The organism is Bacillus infantis, from assembly GCF_008180445.1.
GTDB lineage: Bacteria > Bacillota > Bacilli > Bacillales > Cytobacillaceae > Bacillus_AB > Bacillus_AB infantis_B.
In genome coordinates this window covers 113146-131293 of sequence record NZ_VTER01000002.1, presented here as the reverse complement: position 1 = coordinate 131293, position 18148 = coordinate 113146, and the positions used below count along the sequence as shown (strand labels likewise).

Annotated in this window: 22 protein-coding genes; 12 read left to right on the top strand and 10 right to left on the bottom strand. The window is 47.3% G+C overall.

Translation table 11 applies throughout. The features are described 5' to 3' along the window. Positions 1-9 precede the first annotated feature (9 nt). The 4 genes from FZD51_RS03055 to FZD51_RS03040 all read left to right on the top strand — a co-directional run bounded on the left by FZD51_RS03055 (position 10) and on the right by FZD51_RS03040 (position 3121). A complete protein-coding gene (locus FZD51_RS03055; RefSeq protein ID WP_148973426.1) occupies positions 10-1719 on the top strand; it encodes a GMC family oxidoreductase in 1710 nt (569 codons plus the stop codon). 19 nt (positions 1720-1738) lie between these two features. Continuing rightward, complete coding sequence (tatA, locus tag FZD51_RS03050) at positions 1739-1954, top strand: twin-arginine translocase TatA/TatE family subunit (protein WP_009792201.1); 216 nt, start codon at positions 1739-1741, stop codon at positions 1952-1954. Between the two features lie 18 nt (positions 1955-1972). Continuing rightward, complete coding sequence (gene tatC / locus FZD51_RS03045) at positions 1973-2704, top strand: twin-arginine translocase subunit TatC (protein ID WP_148973425.1); 732 nt, start codon at positions 1973-1975, stop codon at positions 2702-2704. Positions 2705-2776: 72 nt separating this feature from the next. Beyond that, positions 2777-3121 carry a DUF3243 domain-containing protein gene (locus tag FZD51_RS03040; RefSeq protein WP_148973424.1) on the top strand — a complete coding sequence of 115 codons (345 nt, stop codon included), beginning with the start codon at positions 2777-2779 and terminating at the stop codon, positions 3119-3121. A 349-nt stretch (positions 3122-3470) separates the two neighbouring features. Here FZD51_RS03040 and FZD51_RS03035 read toward each other — a convergent pair whose 3' ends face one another. The 4 genes from FZD51_RS03035 to FZD51_RS03020 all read right to left on the bottom strand — a co-directional run bounded on the left by FZD51_RS03035 (position 3471) and on the right by FZD51_RS03020 (position 6221). Continuing rightward, positions 3471-4343, bottom strand: coding sequence for a cation diffusion facilitator family transporter (locus FZD51_RS03035; RefSeq protein WP_148973423.1), 873 nt, complete (start codon positions 4341-4343; stop codon positions 3471-3473). 252 nt (positions 4344-4595) lie between these two features. Beyond that, positions 4596-5057 (bottom strand): GNAT family N-acetyltransferase, encoded by a 462-nt coding sequence (locus tag FZD51_RS03030; protein WP_009792205.1) that lies wholly within the window; start codon positions 5055-5057, stop codon positions 4596-4598. Positions 5058-5094: 37 nt separating this feature from the next. After that, complete coding sequence (locus FZD51_RS03025) at positions 5095-5574, bottom strand: DUF4367 domain-containing protein (RefSeq protein WP_148973422.1); 480 nt, start codon at positions 5572-5574, stop codon at positions 5095-5097. A gap of 119 nt (positions 5575-5693) precedes the next feature. Continuing rightward, positions 5694-6221: an acyl-CoA thioesterase gene (locus tag FZD51_RS03020; RefSeq protein ID WP_148973421.1), complete on the bottom strand. Its 528-nt coding sequence runs from the start codon at positions 6219-6221 to the stop codon at positions 5694-5696. 201 nt (positions 6222-6422) lie between these two features. Here FZD51_RS03020 and FZD51_RS03015 point away from each other — a divergent pair, with 201 nt between their 5' ends. Next, on the top strand, positions 6423-7010 hold the full coding sequence (locus FZD51_RS03015; protein WP_148973420.1) for a TetR/AcrR family transcriptional regulator: 588 nt from the start codon (positions 6423-6425) through the stop codon (positions 7008-7010). Between the two features lie 77 nt (positions 7011-7087). Then, positions 7088-8029 carry an SDR family NAD(P)-dependent oxidoreductase gene (locus tag FZD51_RS03010; protein WP_187445609.1) on the top strand — a complete coding sequence of 314 codons (942 nt, stop codon included), beginning with the start codon at positions 7088-7090 and terminating at the stop codon, positions 8027-8029. A gap of 780 nt (positions 8030-8809) precedes the next feature. Here the strand turns inward: FZD51_RS03010 and FZD51_RS03005 are convergent. Further along, positions 8810-9751, bottom strand: coding sequence for a magnesium transporter CorA family protein (locus FZD51_RS03005; RefSeq protein ID WP_262380670.1), 942 nt, complete (start codon positions 9749-9751; stop codon positions 8810-8812). Positions 9752-9941: 190 nt separating this feature from the next. On the opposite strand from FZD51_RS03005, the gene FZD51_RS03000 reads away from it, so the two are divergent. Further along, on the top strand, positions 9942-10208 hold the full coding sequence (locus tag FZD51_RS03000; RefSeq protein WP_148973417.1) for a hypothetical protein: 267 nt from the start codon (positions 9942-9944) through the stop codon (positions 10206-10208). A 54-nt stretch (positions 10209-10262) separates the two neighbouring features. Then, positions 10263-10955 carry a TrkA C-terminal domain-containing protein gene (locus FZD51_RS02995; protein WP_148973416.1) on the top strand — a complete coding sequence of 231 codons (693 nt, stop codon included), beginning with the start codon at positions 10263-10265 and terminating at the stop codon, positions 10953-10955. Between the two features lie 3 nt (positions 10956-10958). Here FZD51_RS02995 and FZD51_RS02990 read toward each other — a convergent pair whose 3' ends face one another. The 3 genes from FZD51_RS02990 to FZD51_RS02980 form a co-directional block, all read right to left on the bottom strand. Continuing rightward, on the bottom strand, positions 10959-11492 hold the full coding sequence (locus FZD51_RS02990; protein WP_262380669.1) for an RNA polymerase sigma factor: 534 nt from the start codon (positions 11490-11492) through the stop codon (positions 10959-10961). An 82-nt stretch (positions 11493-11574) separates the two neighbouring features. Further along, positions 11575-12012: a DUF1284 domain-containing protein gene (locus FZD51_RS02985; RefSeq protein WP_148973414.1), complete on the bottom strand. Its 438-nt coding sequence runs from the start codon at positions 12010-12012 to the stop codon at positions 11575-11577. Positions 12013-12063: 51 nt separating this feature from the next. Then, positions 12064-13389: a polysaccharide biosynthesis protein gene (locus FZD51_RS02980; protein WP_148973413.1), complete on the bottom strand. Its 1326-nt coding sequence runs from the start codon at positions 13387-13389 to the stop codon at positions 12064-12066. 247 nt (positions 13390-13636) lie between these two features. On the opposite strand from FZD51_RS02980, the gene FZD51_RS02975 reads away from it, so the two are divergent. From FZD51_RS02975 to cotJC, 3 genes are read left to right on the top strand one after another with little or no spacing between them, the layout of a single operon-like run. Further along, the gene (locus tag FZD51_RS02975; RefSeq protein ID WP_148973691.1) at positions 13637-13852 is read left to right on the top strand and encodes a spore coat associated protein CotJA; all 216 of its coding nucleotides are present in this window, start codon (positions 13637-13639) and stop codon (positions 13850-13852) included. Next, a complete protein-coding gene (locus FZD51_RS02970) occupies positions 13845-14111 on the top strand; it encodes a spore coat protein CotJB (RefSeq protein WP_187445608.1) in 267 nt (88 codons plus the stop codon). Before FZD51_RS02975 ends, FZD51_RS02970 begins: the two co-directional genes overlap by 8 nt. Before the next feature lie 12 nt (positions 14112-14123). Then, positions 14124-14693: a spore coat protein CotJC gene (gene cotJC / locus FZD51_RS02965; RefSeq protein WP_148973411.1), complete on the top strand. Its 570-nt coding sequence runs from the start codon at positions 14124-14126 to the stop codon at positions 14691-14693. Positions 14694-14739: 46 nt separating this feature from the next. Here the strand turns inward: cotJC and abc-f are convergent, their stop codons facing one another. Further along, positions 14740-16623, bottom strand: coding sequence for a ribosomal protection-like ABC-F family protein (gene abc-f / locus FZD51_RS02960; protein ID WP_148973410.1), 1884 nt, complete (start codon positions 16621-16623; stop codon positions 14740-14742). 182 nt (positions 16624-16805) lie between these two features. After that, the gene (locus FZD51_RS26480; RefSeq protein ID WP_262380667.1) at positions 16806-16940 is read right to left on the bottom strand and encodes an RAxF-45 family protein; all 135 of its coding nucleotides are present in this window, start codon (positions 16938-16940) and stop codon (positions 16806-16808) included. Positions 16941-17209: 269 nt separating this feature from the next. On the opposite strand from FZD51_RS26480, the gene FZD51_RS02955 reads away from it, so the two are divergent. After that, the gene (locus FZD51_RS02955; RefSeq protein WP_148973409.1) at positions 17210-17929 is read left to right on the top strand and encodes a tryptophan-rich sensory protein; all 720 of its coding nucleotides are present in this window, start codon (positions 17210-17212) and stop codon (positions 17927-17929) included. Positions 17930-18148: the final 219 nt, after the last annotated feature.

Genomic DNA, 18148 nt, shown 5'->3' with positions numbered 1-18148 from the left:
GGGGATATCATGGCAAAAACTTTACCAAAGACAGATGTAGTGGTAGTCGGAGTAGGATGGGCAGGCGGCATCATTTCTGCCGAGCTCGCCAAGCAGGGCATGAAGGTTGTCGGGCTTGAACGCGGCAAGGAAAGGGGCGTCAAGGACTATTATGTTGTCCATGATGAGCTGCGCTACGCGATCCGCTACGAATTGATGCAGGATTTATCCAAAGAAACACTCACTTTCCGGAACACGGCAAAGGAACGGGCTTTGCCGATGCGCCAGCTTGGATCGTTCCTGCTTGGAGAGGGGCTCGGCGGCTCAGGTGTCCACTGGAATGGCCATACCTACCGGTTCCTGCCTTATGATTTCGAGATTAAATCCCAAACGGTAGCAAAGTATGGCGAGAGCAAAATCAAGGGCCTCCAGGTGCAGGATTGGGGCATTACCTATGATGAACTTGAACCGTATTACGACACTTTTGAAAAAACAGCCGGCATCGGCGGCGAGGAAAATCCGTTCGGCGGCAAAAGGTCCAATCCCTATCCAAACCCGCCAATGAAGGAAACACCTCTCACCAAGCGCTTTAAAGATGCGGCGAAAAACTTAGGCATGAAGCCATATCATATGCCTTCTGCCAACATGAGCCAGGCTTATGAAAATCAGTATGGCGCCAAAATGGCAGCCTGCCAGTATTGCGCTTTCTGCGAGCGCTTCGGCTGTGAATATGGCGCAAAAGCGGATCCGACAGTTTCAGTCATCCCTTATGCAAAGGATACAGGCAACTTCGAGCTCCGCACCTATTCCAATGTAACCGAGGTCCTTCATGACGGAACGAAGGCAACCGGAGTCAGATATGTGGATGTGCTGACAAAGGAAGAATTCATCCAGCCAGCAGACATCGTCGTCCTGACAAGCTATGTGATGAATAATGCACGCCTGCTGCTGTCATCCAACCTTGGCAGGCCTTATAATCCTGAAACCGGCCAGGGCGTCATCGGGAAAAATTACTGCTATCAGATCCTGCCGGGCTCAACCGGATTCTTTGATGAAGAGCAGTTCAATACATTCATGGGAGCAGGCGCACTCGGTGCCTCTGTCGATGATTATAACGGAGATAATTTTGACCATTCTGAAGTCGACTTTATCCATGGCGGCTCCATTTCCCTGAACCAGTCCGGGAAGCGGCCGATCCAGACAAACCCGGTGCCGCAGGATACGCCAAGATGGGGTAAAGAATTCAAGAAGCAGTCTGTTAAATATTATACACGCCACCTGAATATCGGGACCCAGGGTGCATCCATGCCGACACAGTACAATTATCTTGATCTTGATCCATCCTATAAAGATGCATTCGGCCTGCCGCTATTGAGGCTGACCTATGACTTCACCCAGCAGGACAAGAATCTGTATAACTATATCGGCAAAATCACCGACAATATCATGAAAGAAATGGGCGCAAACCTGGTCAATGACCGCAGCCCGCTTGAGCATTATGATATCGTCCCTTACCAGACCACACATAACACGGGCGGTGTCATCATGGGGGCTGAACCGGAAACATCAGCTGTGAACAATTATCTGCAGATGTGGGATGCAGAGAATGTATTTGTAGTCGGCGCATCCGCATTCGCCCATAATGGCGGCTACAACCCAACCGGCACTGTCGGCGCATTTGCCTACCGTGCAGCAGAAGGCATCATCAAATACAGCAAACAAGGCGGAGCCCTTGTATAAATCAAAGGAGTGAAAAGAAATGGGATTCACTAATATCGGCATTCCCGGCTTAATTATCATTCTCGTCATCACCCTGATCATCTTTGGTCCGAAAAAACTGCCTGAAATCGGTTCAGCCTTCGGGAAGACTTTATCCGAGTTCAAAAAATCAGCCAACAGCCTGATGAATGATGATGATGAAGAAGACACAGCAAAAAAAGCGGATCTGTCCAAGGACAAGAACCAGCAGATCTAAAAGCAGGGAGGGATTACAATGAAAACCGATGAGCAAACACTTGTTGAACATATAACCGATCTCAGGAAAGCAATCATCCGGTCACTGATCTTTTTCCTATCCTGCTTTATCTTATCGTTTGTGTTCATTAACAAGCTGCTCCCCCTCCTTTCCCAGGAATATAAGCTGGTCATGCTGGGGCCGCTGGATGTGGTGAGGCTGTACACCGGGATTGCCGGCTGCATCAGCCTCGGCCTCTCCCTCCCTTTCATCGCTTACCAGCTGTGGATCTTTGTGAAGCCGGCATTGACGGAAAAAGAAAGCAAAACCACCGTCATGTACCTCCCGGCCATCTTTTTAAGCTTCGCCGGAGGCATTGCATTCGGGTTTTACATCATCTTCCCGACCGTCTACCGGTTTCTGATCAATTTGGGCAATCATCATTTTGACATGATGATTACAGCGAGGGAATATTTTTCTTTCATGATGATGTCCACCATTCCATTCGGCTTCCTGTTCGAGGTGCCGCTGATGCTGATGTTCCTGACCACCATCAATATCGTCACACCAAAACAGTTAAGCTCCATGCGCAAGTATGCCTATCTCGTACTGGCAGTCGTTTCCGCCTTGATCACGCCGCCGGATCTGTTTTCGCAGATGATTGTCCTCATCCCGCTGATCGGATTATATGAAGTCGGCATCCTGCTGTCAAAGCTGTCATTCCGCAAGATTCTCAGGCAGGAAGCAGCACTGCAGGCAACAGAGGTTTAATGCCTGCTAGTTTAAAAGACGCCTGTGAGAGGTAATGAGAATCATAGACTTCATCATACGGAGGGATCAGGAATGTCCGAACAAAACCATATGGTAAATGAGCAGGGCGAACTTAATGAAAATAATATTGAGGACACTGTCAGCAGGATCTCAGAAGACAAGGCAGCGGATATCTTAAGCAGCTTTGACGAGTTCCGAGGCTATCTGGCGGAGCGGATCGAGCTTGGCAAGAAAATTGGTTTAAATGAAGAACAGCTTGCCGCTACAGCAAAAAAGATCGCAGAATATCTTGCACAGAATGTCGACCCGCAAAACCGCGAGGAAAAACTGCTGAAGGAATTATGGAAGGTTGGAAACGAGGAAGAAAAAGAGAAACTGTCACATCTGCTTTTGAAGTTTGCGGATGGGGCTGCTTGATAGACCAGGAAATTGATGGGACTGCTTAAGATTAGGATAATATTATGGATAGGGCTGTTGATTTCCGTTCCAGGCACTTCGCTTTCCGCGGGGCGGAGTTGAGCCTCCTCGGAGCAAGCTCCTGCGGGGTCTCAACTCTTCCGCTATCTCCCGCAGGAGTCTACATGCCTTGCACTGCAATCAACAGGTCTTTGAACTTTTTTTGCAAATTCCCATTACAAAAATTTACTTTTCAATACAAAAAGGAGATACGGAAGAATTCCGTACCTCCTTTTTCACGTTGCCTTAAATTAGTCTTTCTCCTTTAAGACGATAAAAAAGAGACAGTCTAAACTGCCCCTTCCTCCCCTTAATTAGGTTCCACATGAACATGGACATCATAAACCCCGTGATCCTTCATCAGCACTTTTTCCACATGTGTGGCGATATCATGCGCTTGCCTGATATCCAGGGTTGAATTGACCAGGATGACTACATCCAATACTTCATTATTGCCGTAATTCCTTCCCTTGATTGCTTTAATGCCCTTTACGCCGGACACCTTCAGGATTTCGTCGCTGTATTTGAGGAGCAAATTTTCATCAAATCCGTCGGAAAGGTCATGTGAGGCCTGTATGAATATATCCCAGGCAGTCTTGCAGATCAGCAGCCCGACAATGATGGCTGTTACGGTATCAAGCCAGGGCATTTTCAATTGCGAACCAAAGATACCGATGGCCGTACCGATACTCACCCAGGCATCGGATAGATTATCCTTCGCCGCAGCCATGACGGCTTTGCTTTTAATTTTATCAGCCAGCCGCTTATTATACCGGTAGACAAAATACATGGCTAGCGCTGAAAAGATGCCTGTATAGGCCGCGATGATATCAGGCGGCGTTTCCTTCCCCCCATCAAAAATGGAAGCTGCTCCTTCTATTAACACCTGCAGTCCGACAGCAGCCATGATGAACGAAGCAACCATGGAGGCGATCGTCTCGCTCTTCCAATGGCCATAGCCATGATTCTGGTCAGGCGGCCGCTGCGATATCTTCAGTCCGATCAATACTGCGATAGATGCGATAATATCCGTTGTATTATTTAAACCGTCTGCCTTCAGGGCAGCCGAGTCACTTATATATCCTACTGCGAGCTTAAGGACCGAAAGGCATATGTAAGCGATGATGCTTATGATGGCCCCGCGCTCCCCAAGCTTCAGATCCTTATACTTTTGTTCTTCCATCCCGGACCTCCTTTTTAGCACTTGACTATAATAGCAGGCAGGAATCGGGTGGGTCTAGAGCAATCTTATTGTGTCCCCTTAACTAATTAAGAAGCAAGCAAGTAAGTTGGCTGGAGGAAAATTAACTGCGTGCAGAAAAAAAGCCGCCCAGTATACTGGGAGCTCCAGAAAACACACAAAGCCTTGCAGCCGCCTTGTGTGAGGTTAGTGTCTCTATCCTAACATCATCTTTACAAAAACATCTCGGAATTTTTAGAGCAGCAGCTCCAATTCTCCTTTATTTCCAGTGAAGCCAGCTTTTCTGTAGAGCGGCTCGCCGTCCTGGGAAGCATGGAGCCAAACCCTCTTGACTCCCCTGGCCCTGCATTCATCCAAACATTCCTGCAAAAGCCTCTTCCCAATGCCAAGTCCGCGGAATTCCGGCAGTGTATACATGTTCAGAATATAAGCTTCCACTCCTTTAATGTTCCCCGGATAAGGAGGCCTTCGGAAAATAGCAATCCCGCTGGAGGCTGCCATTTTTCCATCTCTCTCCGCGAGATAAGAGATAAATTCCCCGTTAGCTAAAGCTACTTGAAGATAATCCCTTGTTGCCGCGGAAAGTATGTCTTCTTCTTTAGGCGATGCCAGCTCACCCAGCTCTTTTAAGAGAAGAATCCTTAAATTTAAGATACTCTCAATATGCTCAGTTGAAGCCTTTATGATAACTTCCAATTCAACCCCTCCGCTTAACCAGCTTCCTAAATTTATCTTAATAAAAAGACTCTGCCATCTTGATCATCTGGGTTCGGCTGACTTCGCCAGGCGTCAATAATGGTATATATGTAATTTGATAGTGGATGCCTTCATCCTCCCAGTACAGAATCCTTTTATCGCCATCATCTGGAATAAATAAGCCTTCCAGGTCTCCGATTCGGACCTCTTCCTGCTTTAACCCTTCCTGGTACTCAAATTCTTCTTTTTTAATGACCAGCTCCACGGTGTTTTTGTTTTTATTCATAAAAGTCATTTCCACCTGGCCAACACCGTCTGAATAGGTTTCCCATACTTTCATGTCAGGGAAAGGCATTCTTTCCGGCAGCTTGATTGCCATCGGCAGCTTATCCCTTTTTAGCTGCTTGGTTTCCTGTGTGTAGTCGTATTCATGCATATTTCCCCTTGCATACGTCCAGCCGCCGCCCGCTGCTGCCAATAAAATAACAACAAGAACTAAAATTCCCCGTTTATTCAAGCTCCTATTCTCTCCTTCAATATAGACTTTTCCTATATTCTACCATTTACTTTCATCCTTTTGCTCTAATCTCTGCAAAAAAAAGAAGCAGCTCTTCCAGCTGCTCCTTCGTGTGCCGGTCATCCCCTGTCCCGCTGCCACGGAAGGTCTGCACCATATTTATTTGCACACGCTTCGCTGTCTTTCCGGCGTTTTTTGCGGATTTCGAGTCGCTCCTTGGCTGATTCATGAAGGCTTTTCTCTTCTTCTGTTTCCGGGACAACCTGCGGCACTGCAGTCGGCTTGCCCTGATCATCTATTGCGACAAAAGTCAGGAATGAGACGGCGCAGACATTCCTCTCTCCTGTAATCAGATCTTCGGCAATGACCTTGACGAAGATTTCCATTGAAGATCTTCCTGTATAAGTGACGAAAGATTCCAGACAGACAGAATTGCTTTCATAGATCGGGTGGAGGAAATCAACAGAGTCAGTTGAAGCTGTCAGGACATTCATCCTGGCGTGGCGCATGGCCGAAATGGCTGCAACGTCATCAATATAGGCCATCAGCCTGCCGCCAAATAAAGTTCCATAATTATTTGTATCCGGCGGGAGCACAATGCTCGTTTTTACGACAAAAGACTCCCGGCAAAATTTTTTATTTTCCATGATAGTACCCCTTTGCAGAAATAAACTTATGTATCCATCTTATCAGATTCCCTCTTTAGCGGCCCGGGAATCCTTTTCTTAGCGTGAAGTTTTAATAAAAGCTGGCTGCTTTTTTATTAATATGGTTGAAAATTCCTTTGGGAATGCATATAATTTAATTAACCACTGTTCAATAAAATATATTCAGCAAAGGTGATCATCATGTCTCCAAGAAAATCTGCCCAGTCTGAGCTGACAAAAGAAGCGATCCTGGACGCCGCAAGAGAACTATTTGTATCACAAGGCTACAGCTCCGCCTCTATGAGGAAAGTGGCCCAGGCCCTGAACTGCAGCCATGGCGCCCTTTATTATCATTTTAAAAATAAAGCTGAGCTTTTCTACGGCATTGCGGAGCAGGGGTTCGGAAAATTAAATGCTCTGCTGAAGGAAATCATGGGCCGCACCGGGTTGTCCGATGAAGAAAAGCTGTTTGAGATCCTTCTCGGCTATATCCGTTTCGGATTGACCCATCAAAAGCATTATGAAGTGATGTTTCTGATCCGTGATGAAGAACTGGACTGCTATATGCAGGAAGCTCCCTATGAAAGCTACCGGCACTTTGCCGAAGCGGTTGCCGCCCTTCTTTCACAGCCGCCTGCAGCACAGCAAATCTGGTCCGCTTTTATCAGCCTGCACGGATTTGTCACCCACTTCAGCCGCTCAGAGGCTGAGTTTGAGGAAACACAAAATCTTGCCCGCACACATGCGCGCTTTATCATAGGCGGATTAGAGGCTGCAGCTAAATCATAAAAAAGAAATGGAATCCATTTCTTTTTTTAAAACGAATAATTGAACACCGGTCAATAAATTAAAGGGAGAGAATTATTATGAAAACTGCATTAGTATTAGGCGCTGCCGGCGGAATGGGCTATTCCCTCACGGAAGCGCTGCTTAACAAGGGCTTTCATGTCATTGCTGCTTCAAGATCGATTGAAAATCTGGAAAAACTGCGCAGGATTCCGGGGATGCTGCCTGATATCATCGCATGCGATGCCATGGACAGGGCTCAGGTAAAGAAGGCTGTTTCCCAGGCAGATCTTGTTTTTCACAGCATCAATATCCCTTATCAGGAATGGGGCAGCCTGTCTATCATCATGGCGAACATCCTCGAAGAATGCCGCATCCAGAACAAGCCTTTCATCTACACAGACAATATTTATGCTTACGGCAGGCAAGCATCCCCTGTCAATGAAAGTGCGGTTAAGAATCCGCATACAAAAAAAGGCAAAATCCGCCTGGAGCTGCTTGAACAGATCCGTGAGTCCGGTACGCGCTATATCATTGCCCACTTCCCTGACTTCTATGGCCCTGACACAAGCAATACCCTGCTTGACTACACACTGAAGCAGGCTATGTCCAAGAACAAGGCAGGCTTTCTCGGAAAAACTGATCTGGAACGGGAATTCATTTTTATTAAAGATGCAGCTGAAGCACTGGCAGAGCTTGCGCTGCATGAGGAAGCATACGGCGAAGACTGGAATATTCCGGGATCCGGCACCATTACGGGCAAGGAGATCGAAGCGGTATTGACCGGATACTTTGGCAGGCAGATCAAGCTGTGGCCCATTTCACGCTGGATGATCCAGTCCATCGGCCTCTTTGATCCCTTCATGAGAGAATACGCCGAAATGATGTATCTGAACGAAACGCCCGTTATTCTGGATGGCTCGAAATACGAAAGGCTGATTGCTCCTATTCCAAGGACCCCTTATAGCGAGGGCATAACCGCAGCACTGCGGCAGCTCGAGTCCCAGCCCGCTGCACGTTAATATGGAGATGGCTGCTCTTGGCTGGCAGACTATTGGTTTTGCAGGGTGAACTGAGGACTTCTTATGATAGATCATGAGATTTAGAGGGTTCGAGTGTGGATCTGAGGCTCTCTATTTTAGAAAATGTGATTCAGAAGGTTCTAGTCAAGCCAACTAAGACCCTCTATCCTACAAAATGTGATTCAGAGGGGGTCTAGTCGAGCGAACTAAGACCCTCTATCCTACAAAATGTGATTCAGAGGGTTCTAGTCAAGCGGACTATGACCCTCTATCCTACAAAATGTGATTCAGAGGGTTCTAGTCGAGCGGACTATGACCCTCTATCCTACAAAATGTGATTCAGAGGGTTCTAGTCAAGCCAACTATGACCCTCTATCCTACAAAATGTGATTCAGAGGGTTCTAGTCAAGCGGACTATGACCCTCTATCCTACAAAATGTGATTCAGAGGGTTCTAGTCGAGCGGACTATGACCCTCTATCCTCCGAAATGTGATTCAGAGGGTTCTAGTCACGCGAACTAAGACCCTCTATCCTACAAAATGTGATTCAGAGGGTTCTAGTCGAGCGGACTAAGACCCTCTATCCTCCAAAATGTAATTCAGAGGGTTCTAGTCAAGCCAACTAAGACCCTCTCCCCCCAAAAAGACATTCAGAGCCCCCAACCCTTCATCAAAGACCCTCCATTTCCCAAAAGAAATCACCAATAAAAAAAATCCCTCCAGGCAGACATTTTCCTGCTGTCTCCTGAAAGGGATTACACCTCCATCCAAAGGCGCATCTTATTTGAAAAACGAATTCTTTTTCCTGCCTTTAAGAATATCGCCCATCCAGCCTTTGCTGCGCAGTATCATATAGATGCCGATGGTGGAGACAATCATGAGGACGATGGCGAATAGATAACCCCATTTCCACTCCAGTTCCGGCATCAGCTTAAAGTTCATTCCCCAGATTGCACCGAGAGCGGTTATTGGTGTAAAGAGGGTTGTGAGCACGGTGAGTGTCTTCATGATCTCATTTCCCCTGTGGGCAGAAACGACTTCTTCGATACTGACTAGCGTTGAGATTTCCTGCTGGTATTCCCTGATCAGCATCAGGGCCCGGTCCGTCCTCATGGTGGTCCGCTGATATTGCCTTCCTTCTGCTGCAAAATCGCCAAATGCCTCTTCTGCCGCAATTTTCAGCTCCTGGAAAGGCACCGTCAGGTTTTTCCAGACAAGAAGTTCATGGCGGGATTCATAGATTTCCTCAAAGGTGCTGAGGCTGTTTCTTTGCTTGACCTTCCATAGAAGATCGTTCAGTTTTTTCTCATATCCATCTATCTTCGTTAAATTGGAGTCCAGTATCTGCCCCAAAAAGACAAAAAAACCTTCAATAGCGTTATCCGCAGCGTCCATCTGCTTCAGGAGCAAATCCTCACGGACAGATTCAATCGCATCAAATTTAAAATTCACGGTAATTAAGAATTCACGTGTTAGAAAGAAATGAAAAAAATTATAATCCTGCTGATCCTCCAGCGTCTGCTGATAAATCAGCGAGCCGCGGATATGCTCCCTGCCAGGGATCAGTGTATCCATCTGGAGGCAGTTCGTATCATTATCGCTCGACGAGTCCCTCCACTCCTTGATTGCTTTTTCAAAGTGTAACTCTTCCAAACTCTTCGATTCATCTATTGTATGAAAATTGTGCCAGGTCCATTTATTATCATTCAATTTATACTTCATGTTATCCCCCGCCTTTCTTTTCCTGTTTCCCTGTACTCCGGCTTCCTTAAACCAATTTAGCAAGGAAGCAGATAAAGGTTTTGCCAGTTCCTCCATATACTGCTGCCGCGGGCCAGGTTTGAGCAGGATTCAAAAGGGTACATATAAAGCAAGTCAAATCAAATCATTTTTTAAGGAGGAGCTTTTAACCATGAATACTCGTCCATTGAATTCTTATATCCTTGCCGGAGTCGGCATCAGCAGTATCCTTCTGCTGGCTTTGAAGAGCAGAAAGAGAATCCAGACATTCACTGTGAATGTGACAAACAAAGTACTTCCTTCCAAATCGAAAAATCATCGGGTGGTACCGGTTGAAAAAGGCGGGCATCCAGATCCATATGATGTCCAGGATAATAAAATGGTAGATGAAGGATCCATGTACGCTGTGAATTATTACAACGAGAAGGAACAGGCCTGAAGCGATTTTTATCCTTCAGGCTTATTTTTGTCCAAAGGGAATTAGGGGGATATTATGGCTTTTCTGTTTATTTTTTCGTATATCATCATTATTCTGGCAGTCATTGAAATCAGTGCCCTTCTGTTTATCTATACGGGGCTGGATAAGCAGATTGCCCGTTTTCAGGTTATTTCCATGATGACCGGAACCGGATTCACAACTGGAGAGTCCGAGCTGATCCTTGAGCATCCATTAAGGAGAAAAATCAGCGCCTTTCTGATTTTATTCGGTGCTTTTTCCCTTGCTGTCATCATCTCCACTATCAGCAGCATTCTGTCCGAAAATTTATACACAAAAGAGATAGGATATGTCGTCATCATTCTTTTTCTGATGATCCTGCTGCTGAAGCTGCCTTTTGTGCGGAATAAGCTGGTCAACTGGCTGAAGCATAACGCCGAAGAACATTATGACTTCACTGACCTTCCGATAAAAGATGTCCTGCTGACGGATGATGACGATTATATTTCAGAATATCCTGTTCTGGAGGATTCTCCGTTTGCAGGAAAGAAATTGAGTGAAATCATTGATCCAGAGAAGGATGATGTGGTTGTCCTGTATGTCAAGAGGGGCGAAATTACAATAAGGAAGGAATGCCTGTCCACTGAAATACAGGAGGGGGACGATATCTTTGTTTATGGAGACAAAGATACGATTAAAAAGATATTCGGAGAGGATACAGAGGGCAAGGAGGTCAAGAAGGAGGGCTGACATCTACTCGCCGCCCAGCCTGACTTTAAGCCTTTCTTTCCCTCTTTTCATTCTCGTTTTAACAGTGGACATCGGCGCACCTACTTCATCGCTGATTTCCATCAAGGTCCGGTTATGATAGTAGAACAGCAGAAGCGGATCCCGGTACATATCAGGCAACGAGCTTATCGTTTCCACCATTTCCTCACGGTGTGATTTATGGAGGAATTCCTCCTCGGGCTCCGGGCTTTTTTCTGCTTCCATGGAATATTTATAAGCTTCTTCTTCCCAGAATCTCTTTTCCTTTTTCTCTTTTCTCCAGAAATCCCTGCACTTATTGATGGCAATCCTGTACAGCCAGCTCCTGAATTTAGCTTCTTCCTTGAAGGCCGGAAAAGCGAGGAAGGCAGAGATCAGCACCTCCTGATAAAGGTCTTCTGCCTGCTCTTTGTGCCGGATCAGCGAATAAATATATTTATAGATAGAGAGTCCGTTTTCCTTGATCAGCTGGTCAAAACGGCTTTGGCCGTTTGTGTTTTCATGATATTGGGGCAGCATGCTTTCTTCTCCTTTCCCCATTTGCGTTTTCATTTAATAAACGCATAAAAGGAATGCCTCCCCTACAGTTTTGAAAAAAAAATTATGTCATTGACTCATGCCTGTACTTTTCCCCCAAGCGGCCGATTCCCTCCTTGCATACCCCATAGGGAAGCCATGAGCAGCCTTCACATAAATAATCCAGGTCATCCGGATGGACCTTGGCAGCTGTCAGGCTGAGCAGCAGATGCTTATCATACTCCCTGTTTTTCTCTATGCCAAGATGCTCAATCACCTTTGCATCCATGGACAGCACATGTGCATTTGATCCCTCGCTTGCCTCGCAAATCACCTTTCCCTTGTGCGGGCATGCCTGGCATGCGTGGTCGAAATCAGCCACTGCCTTGATGCGGAATTGCTTGCGGTCATTCCGGATATCCTCCACAATTTCTGCCATATTTTCCACAAATCCCGGGCTGTAGCCCATCCCCCGGAAACCATGTACACATAATAAATGGTGGCCTCTGAGCGTTCTATCCATAAGCTTCTCTCCCTTCCATCTATCAATTCTCCATTGTACTGGAAAATCCTTTTAGAGAATCCCCGGCCTGTCAGCCTTAAGGGTCCAGAAGGTGATGCCGATTCTTTTGCATATGGTCAGGTAATGCATAAATGTCAGAAGCATAATCCCTGTATTCATGCCGATGATAATTCCGTCCATCCCAAGCCTCCCGCCGAGAAAATACATGATCGAAAACGAAACGAGCGTGGACCAGACGGTATGGACAAAAGCATCCTTCATCAGACCGAGTCCGATCAGATAAGCCTGCATGGGAATGACAAAATAATGGAGCAGGAAATAAGGGCACAGCAGCATCAGATATACAGCGGCATCCGAGGAATGGAAAAACGTTTCTGTCAGTGGCTCCGCAAAGAAATAGATGGCAGCAGCTGCAGGAATGCCATAGATGGCCGTAATCAGCATCACCTGCTTCAGCAGCCCGATGAGCACATCCGTTTCGCTGCGTGCCTGGGCCTTGGACACTGCCGGAATCAGCATGATCAAAAACGAATGGGCGATAAAAGCAGGAAAAAAGCCGATGGCCATGGCGATTCCCGTCAGCATCCCAAATTGCCCGAGTGCCATTTCCTGGCTGAGGCCGGCCTGCACAAGCGCGGCTTTTATCAAAAAAGGCTGTATGGCATGTGTAATAGAATGGAATACACGCAAAGCAGTCGTCGGGATGGACACAGCCATCAGATTCTTCCTCACCGCCGCCCCCTTCAGGCTTTCCGAAGGGCGTCCATTCAGCTGATGATACTGAATAAAAAACACATGCAGCAGGTACAGGAAAATGACGATTTCACTGCCGATGAACGTACAGATGGCGACCAGCATCGCTGTTTCTGTATTAAAGTCAAAAAGCTGATACAGAAAAACAAGCAGCAGCAGCTGGACCAGCTTCCGCACCAGGCTGGTGTAAGCAATTTTCCCCATCTCGTTCTTACCCATAAAAAATCCGCGGGCAATCGATGAAAAAGAAATGATCGGGATCAGCAGGATGACCAGCCATCTGAGCAGCGGAGAGAAGTGCTGGAAAACCGGGACAAAAGGCAAAATGATGATCGCTGCAAGAAATAGCACAGCCGAAAAAACGATGGTCAGCCTGATGGCATGCCCCAGCATGCTCCGATGGTATTTTTCTTCTTTTTCCGCGACGAATTTGGAAACGGAAATAGGAAGCTCAAAGCTGGCAAGCAGCATCACAAGGAATATCGTCGGAAGAATCGACATATACATCCCAAGCCCCTGTTCGCCCAATTCCCGCGCCAGCACCATATTGACCAGAAATTCTATGCACTCCCCCAAAAAAGAGGCAATCACCAACACGAGTGTTCCCTTTAAAAACGAATTCATTGTTCAGATTCTCCTTGTCTCTCGATCTTTGGCCGGCAGCCATACTTTTAAAAGATATGAGACAAGTCTATGAATTATTATCCTCATGCAGGATTACGCTGGTGATTCCGCTTTTTAAAAGGAAGGAGCCTGCCTTCCCATTCGCATCAGTTATATCCTCCCATTTTTCGCATAAGATGAAATGACGAGTTTTATCCTGAAGGAGGTTAAAGGCTTGAACTATCAGAATGAAGTGCATTTCACCCCCATGAAAGCCTATAGTCCCTACCACAGCCCTTATGATCCGTGTCCGCCTTTGAAAATCAAATACTACAGCACACCGCCGCACTTATATATGCATTTTCAGCCGCCGAATCTTGAGCAATTCCCGCCCCACGAAGCCCTGATGAGGGGAACGCTCTGGAAGCCTCTCTATGATTATTATGATAATCCTTATAAGAAAGGAATCCATGGCCATGGCTAAACAGATGGGCAGTGATTATTACCAGCTGATGCATGAAATCCAGGCGGCTGATTTTGTACTTGTGGAGCTGACATTATATCTTGATACCCATCCCGGCGACGGGCAGGCTCTGCAGCAGTTCCAGCAGTTCTCCGACTATTCACGGAAACTGAAGAAGCGATACGAAAAAGAATTCGGGCCGCTCCTGCAATTCGGAGTCAGCAACAACCCCGGCGACACCTGGAAATGGAGCCAGGGCCCGTGGCCTTGGCAAGTATAAGGAGGATCTTTCATGTGGGTTTATGAAAAGAAGCTGCAATACCCGGTTAAAGTAAGCACATGCAATCCGACATTGGCAAAGTACTTAATCGAGCAGTACGGCGGAGCCGACGGTGAGCTCGCGGCTGCCCTCCGCTACTTGAATCAGCGCTACACCATTCCGGAAAAAGTCATCGGCCTCCTCACAGACATCGGAACAGAGGAATTTGCCCATCTTGAGATGATTGCTACTATGATTTACAAGCTGACTAAGGACGCCACCCCTGAACAGCTGAAGGAAGCTGGCCTTGGAGAGCACTATGTTAATCACGACAGTGCGCTCTTTTATCATAATGCCGCCGGTGTCCCGTGGACCGCCTCCTACATACAGGCGAAAGGGGACCCGATTGCCGACCTGTACGAGGATATCGCGGCAGAGGAAAAAGCACGGGCCACCTATCAATGGCTGATTGACATTTCTGATGACCCGGATATCAATGACAGCCTCCGCTTCCTGAGGGAAAGGGAAATCGTCCACAGCATGCGCTTCCGTGAAGCGGTGGAAATCCTGAAAGATGAACGTGATAAAAAGAAGATATTCTAATAGATCCAAAAATGAAGAAGCCGGATCCTCATCCGGCTTCTGTCTGTTAAGAAAGGCATTCTTCCAGTTTTCTATACAGTTCTTCTCTTCTTTGTTCAAGCTCTTCTTTCTCCCTGAACATATTTTGCAGAGCAGATAAATCCTTTTCAGCCCCCAGCCTGCTGTCCAGTGCAGAGATTTCCGCTTCAATCAGCATAATGTCTTTTTCCGTCTGCTCAGGATTCACACTGCTCACCTTTTGGTCTTCACGTCGCACTGCCGGCTTCTTTTTTGCGGGCTTTTCTTCTGTAGCGGCCGCCTGCTTTTTTTCTGCTCTCTTCCCTTTTGCCCAGTCATAGCTGCCAGCAAAGGTAAGCAGCTGCCGGTTTTCAATCCAGCCTATCCTGGTGAACAGCTTATTCAGGAAATAGCGGTCATGCGAGACTGCGAGAATGGTCCCTTTATAGTCCTGCAGCGCCTCCTCCAGGACCTCCCGGGATTCGATGTCAAGATGGTTTGTCGGCTCATCCAGAATCAGAAAGTTGATATCCTGGTACATAAGCTGGGCGAGGCGCAGGCGCATTTTTTCACCACCGCTCAATTTGGATACCCTGCGGAAAACCGCATGCCCATAGAACAGGAAGCCTGCCAGGATATTACGCGCCTCCCCTTCTGCCACAGAAACCTCATTCCGGAATGCTTCAAGGACGGTTTCATCTTCCGAGCCCGGCTGGATATGCTGCGAAAGATAGCCTATTTTCACATTGCTCCCAATCCGCACCTCGCCTGCATCTGCGGGCACCTCGCCGAGGATCATTTTCAAGAGTGTCGACTTGCCGCTGCCATTGCTGCCGACAATCGCTGTCCTTTCCTGAAACTGGATATGGAGGTCAGCATCTTCAAAAAGCGTCTGACTGCCAAAATGCTTGGAAGCCCCTTTCACCACCACTACATCCTTGCCGCTCCGCTGAGCAGAATCAAGTTCCATATTCATTTTCTTCCGGTTCAGGATGGGACGGTCCAGCTTTTCCATCCTTTCAAGCGCTCTTTCCATGCTTCTTGCCCTTTTGTGCAGCCCCTCATTCGGCGGGTTGGCCTGATTGGCCCATTCACGCAGGCGTTTGATGGCTTCCTTCATTTTCTTGATTTTCTTCTGCTGCTCTTCGTACTGCTGGAATTCCCTCAAAAGCCTTTCTTCTTTTTCTTTTACAAATCCGCTGTAGCCGGTCTGATAAGGAGTGAGCTCCCCATCTTCAAGATCAAAAATCCTGTTGGCGATTTCATCCAGGAAATAGCGGTCATGGGATACAACAATCACCGTTCCTGCGTATTCTTTTAAAAATAGCCCCAGCCACTCTACCGCATCGATATCCAGATGATTGGTCGGCTCATCAAGCAGGAGGAAATCCGGATTTTGCAGCAGTGTGAATCCTAGAGAAACTTTTGTTTTCTCCCCGCCGCTCAAGGACGAAAAGCTTTTGTTCAGCAAATCCTCAATTTTCAGGCCTGATGCCACCCTGGCCAGACCTGCCTCCATTTCATAGCCGCCGCCATGGGCAAATTGTTCCTGAAGCACACCATACTCTGCGATATACCGCTCCAGAATGCCTGCATCTTTTTCTTCAGCCATTGCCTGCTCGCATTCTTTCATCTTCCTTTCCATTGCTGTCAGCTCTTTGAAAGCCTGAAGCAGTACATCCCTGCCTGAAAAATGCTCGTGATATTCAGGGATCTGCGAGAGATAGCCAATCCTTGTGCCTTTTTTCCAATGGACCTGGCCTTTATCAGGTGTTTCAATGCCGGACAGCAGTTTGAATAAAGTTGTCTTGCCGCTGCCATTCCTCCCTACAAGGCCGACGCGGTCCCCTTCATGAATCTCAAAGGCCACTTCCTCAAAAATTATTGTCCCTGCGTACATTTTTGCTATATCATTTCCGCTGCATGCGATCATGTTCTTTTCCTCCAGATAATAAATATTTTTTTGCATAGTAAAAAGCCATGGGGAAAAATTCACCCATGGCCCTGTTTTTATGACAGACCCGTCCTGAGAGCAGGACGAAGCCAAAAAAAGGGGAGCATCCATAAGAAGCTCCCCTTTTGCCCGTTCATAAATAAGCGGATCAGAGATGTTTCTCACCGTTTTGTTTTCCATATGAAGCTGCTGAAAATGGACAGACTTGTCCCGTTGGCAGCAGCTTCATGAAAAATTGCACGGCAGATCGACAGGTATGACATCCAGTCTCCGCGCAGCAAAACAGCGTTATTCATCTCTTCTCCACCTCCCTTTATTATAGTTAGCTATATTCTAACGTTGTCAGAATAATTTTGCAAGCCTGTTTTTTAGAAGATACATTCCCCTGCGCAGCAGTAGCTGACCGGCCACACCCGGCTCCAGCATGATATTGAGAGCTTTTTCAATCTTTTGCATAAATCAGCGCTCTCTCCAGTGGTTATCTTCTCCCTCTTTGAGGAATAAGGTAAATAGGCAGCCCGTGCCTGGCACCCTGCCCTACCATATAGAGAGAGGAGACAATTAGATGCTTCGCGCCATACTTCATGCTATTTTTTATTTACTTGTTGTGGGAGTTAATATACTGGCAAATGCCCTTCCTTTAAACGGGCAGACAACCGGGGAAATCTCTGGCCGGCTCGATGTGCTGTTCACCCCTGCAGGCTATGTATTTTCAATATGGGGACTTATTTATCTGCTGCTGGGGATCTGGGTACTGAGGGAATTTCCAAAGGACCGGCGGAATCTTCCGCTTTACGAGAATACAAGCTTGTTCTTTATCCTCAGCTGCCTGCTGAACAGCGCGTGGATCTTTGCCTGGCATTATGAATTCTTCCTTGTATCAGTTCTGCTGCTGATTGGACTTCTGCTGGCTTTGATCTTTCTTTATGTCCGTCTGCAGGCTGCCAGCCCATCATTCTTCGACAGGCTGCCCTTCTCCGTTTATCTCGGCTGGGTCAGCGTCGCAGTGATTGCAAATATCAGCTATTATCTCGAGTATATCGGCTGGGACGGCTTCGGCCTGCCGGATGCCGCCTGGACGATCATCATGCTCTGCGTGGCTTCAGCCCTTGCCATCATATTCCGGATCAAAAACAGCGACCGCGTATATCCGCTTGTCTTCGTCTGGGCCTTCATCGGCATCGCCGTCCGAAACTGGGGTGAGCATGCTGCCGTATCTTATACAGCGCTGGGATTGGCAGCGGTTATCTTGGTTTTTGCAGTCATTCCTTTTAAGAGGGATTGATGAAAACTCCTGCCCGGTGGTGGGCAGGAGTTTTGTTTGGCTTATATATGAGGCCGCTGATTTCCGTTCCAGGCACTTCGCTTTCCGCGGGGCGGCGCTGAGCCTCCTCACGCTGGCGCGCTGCGGGGTCTCAGCCCTGCCGCTATCTCCCACAGGAGTCTGCGTGCCTTCCACTGCAATCATCGGGCTTTTATCACCTTTTCAGCAATACAACCTAGG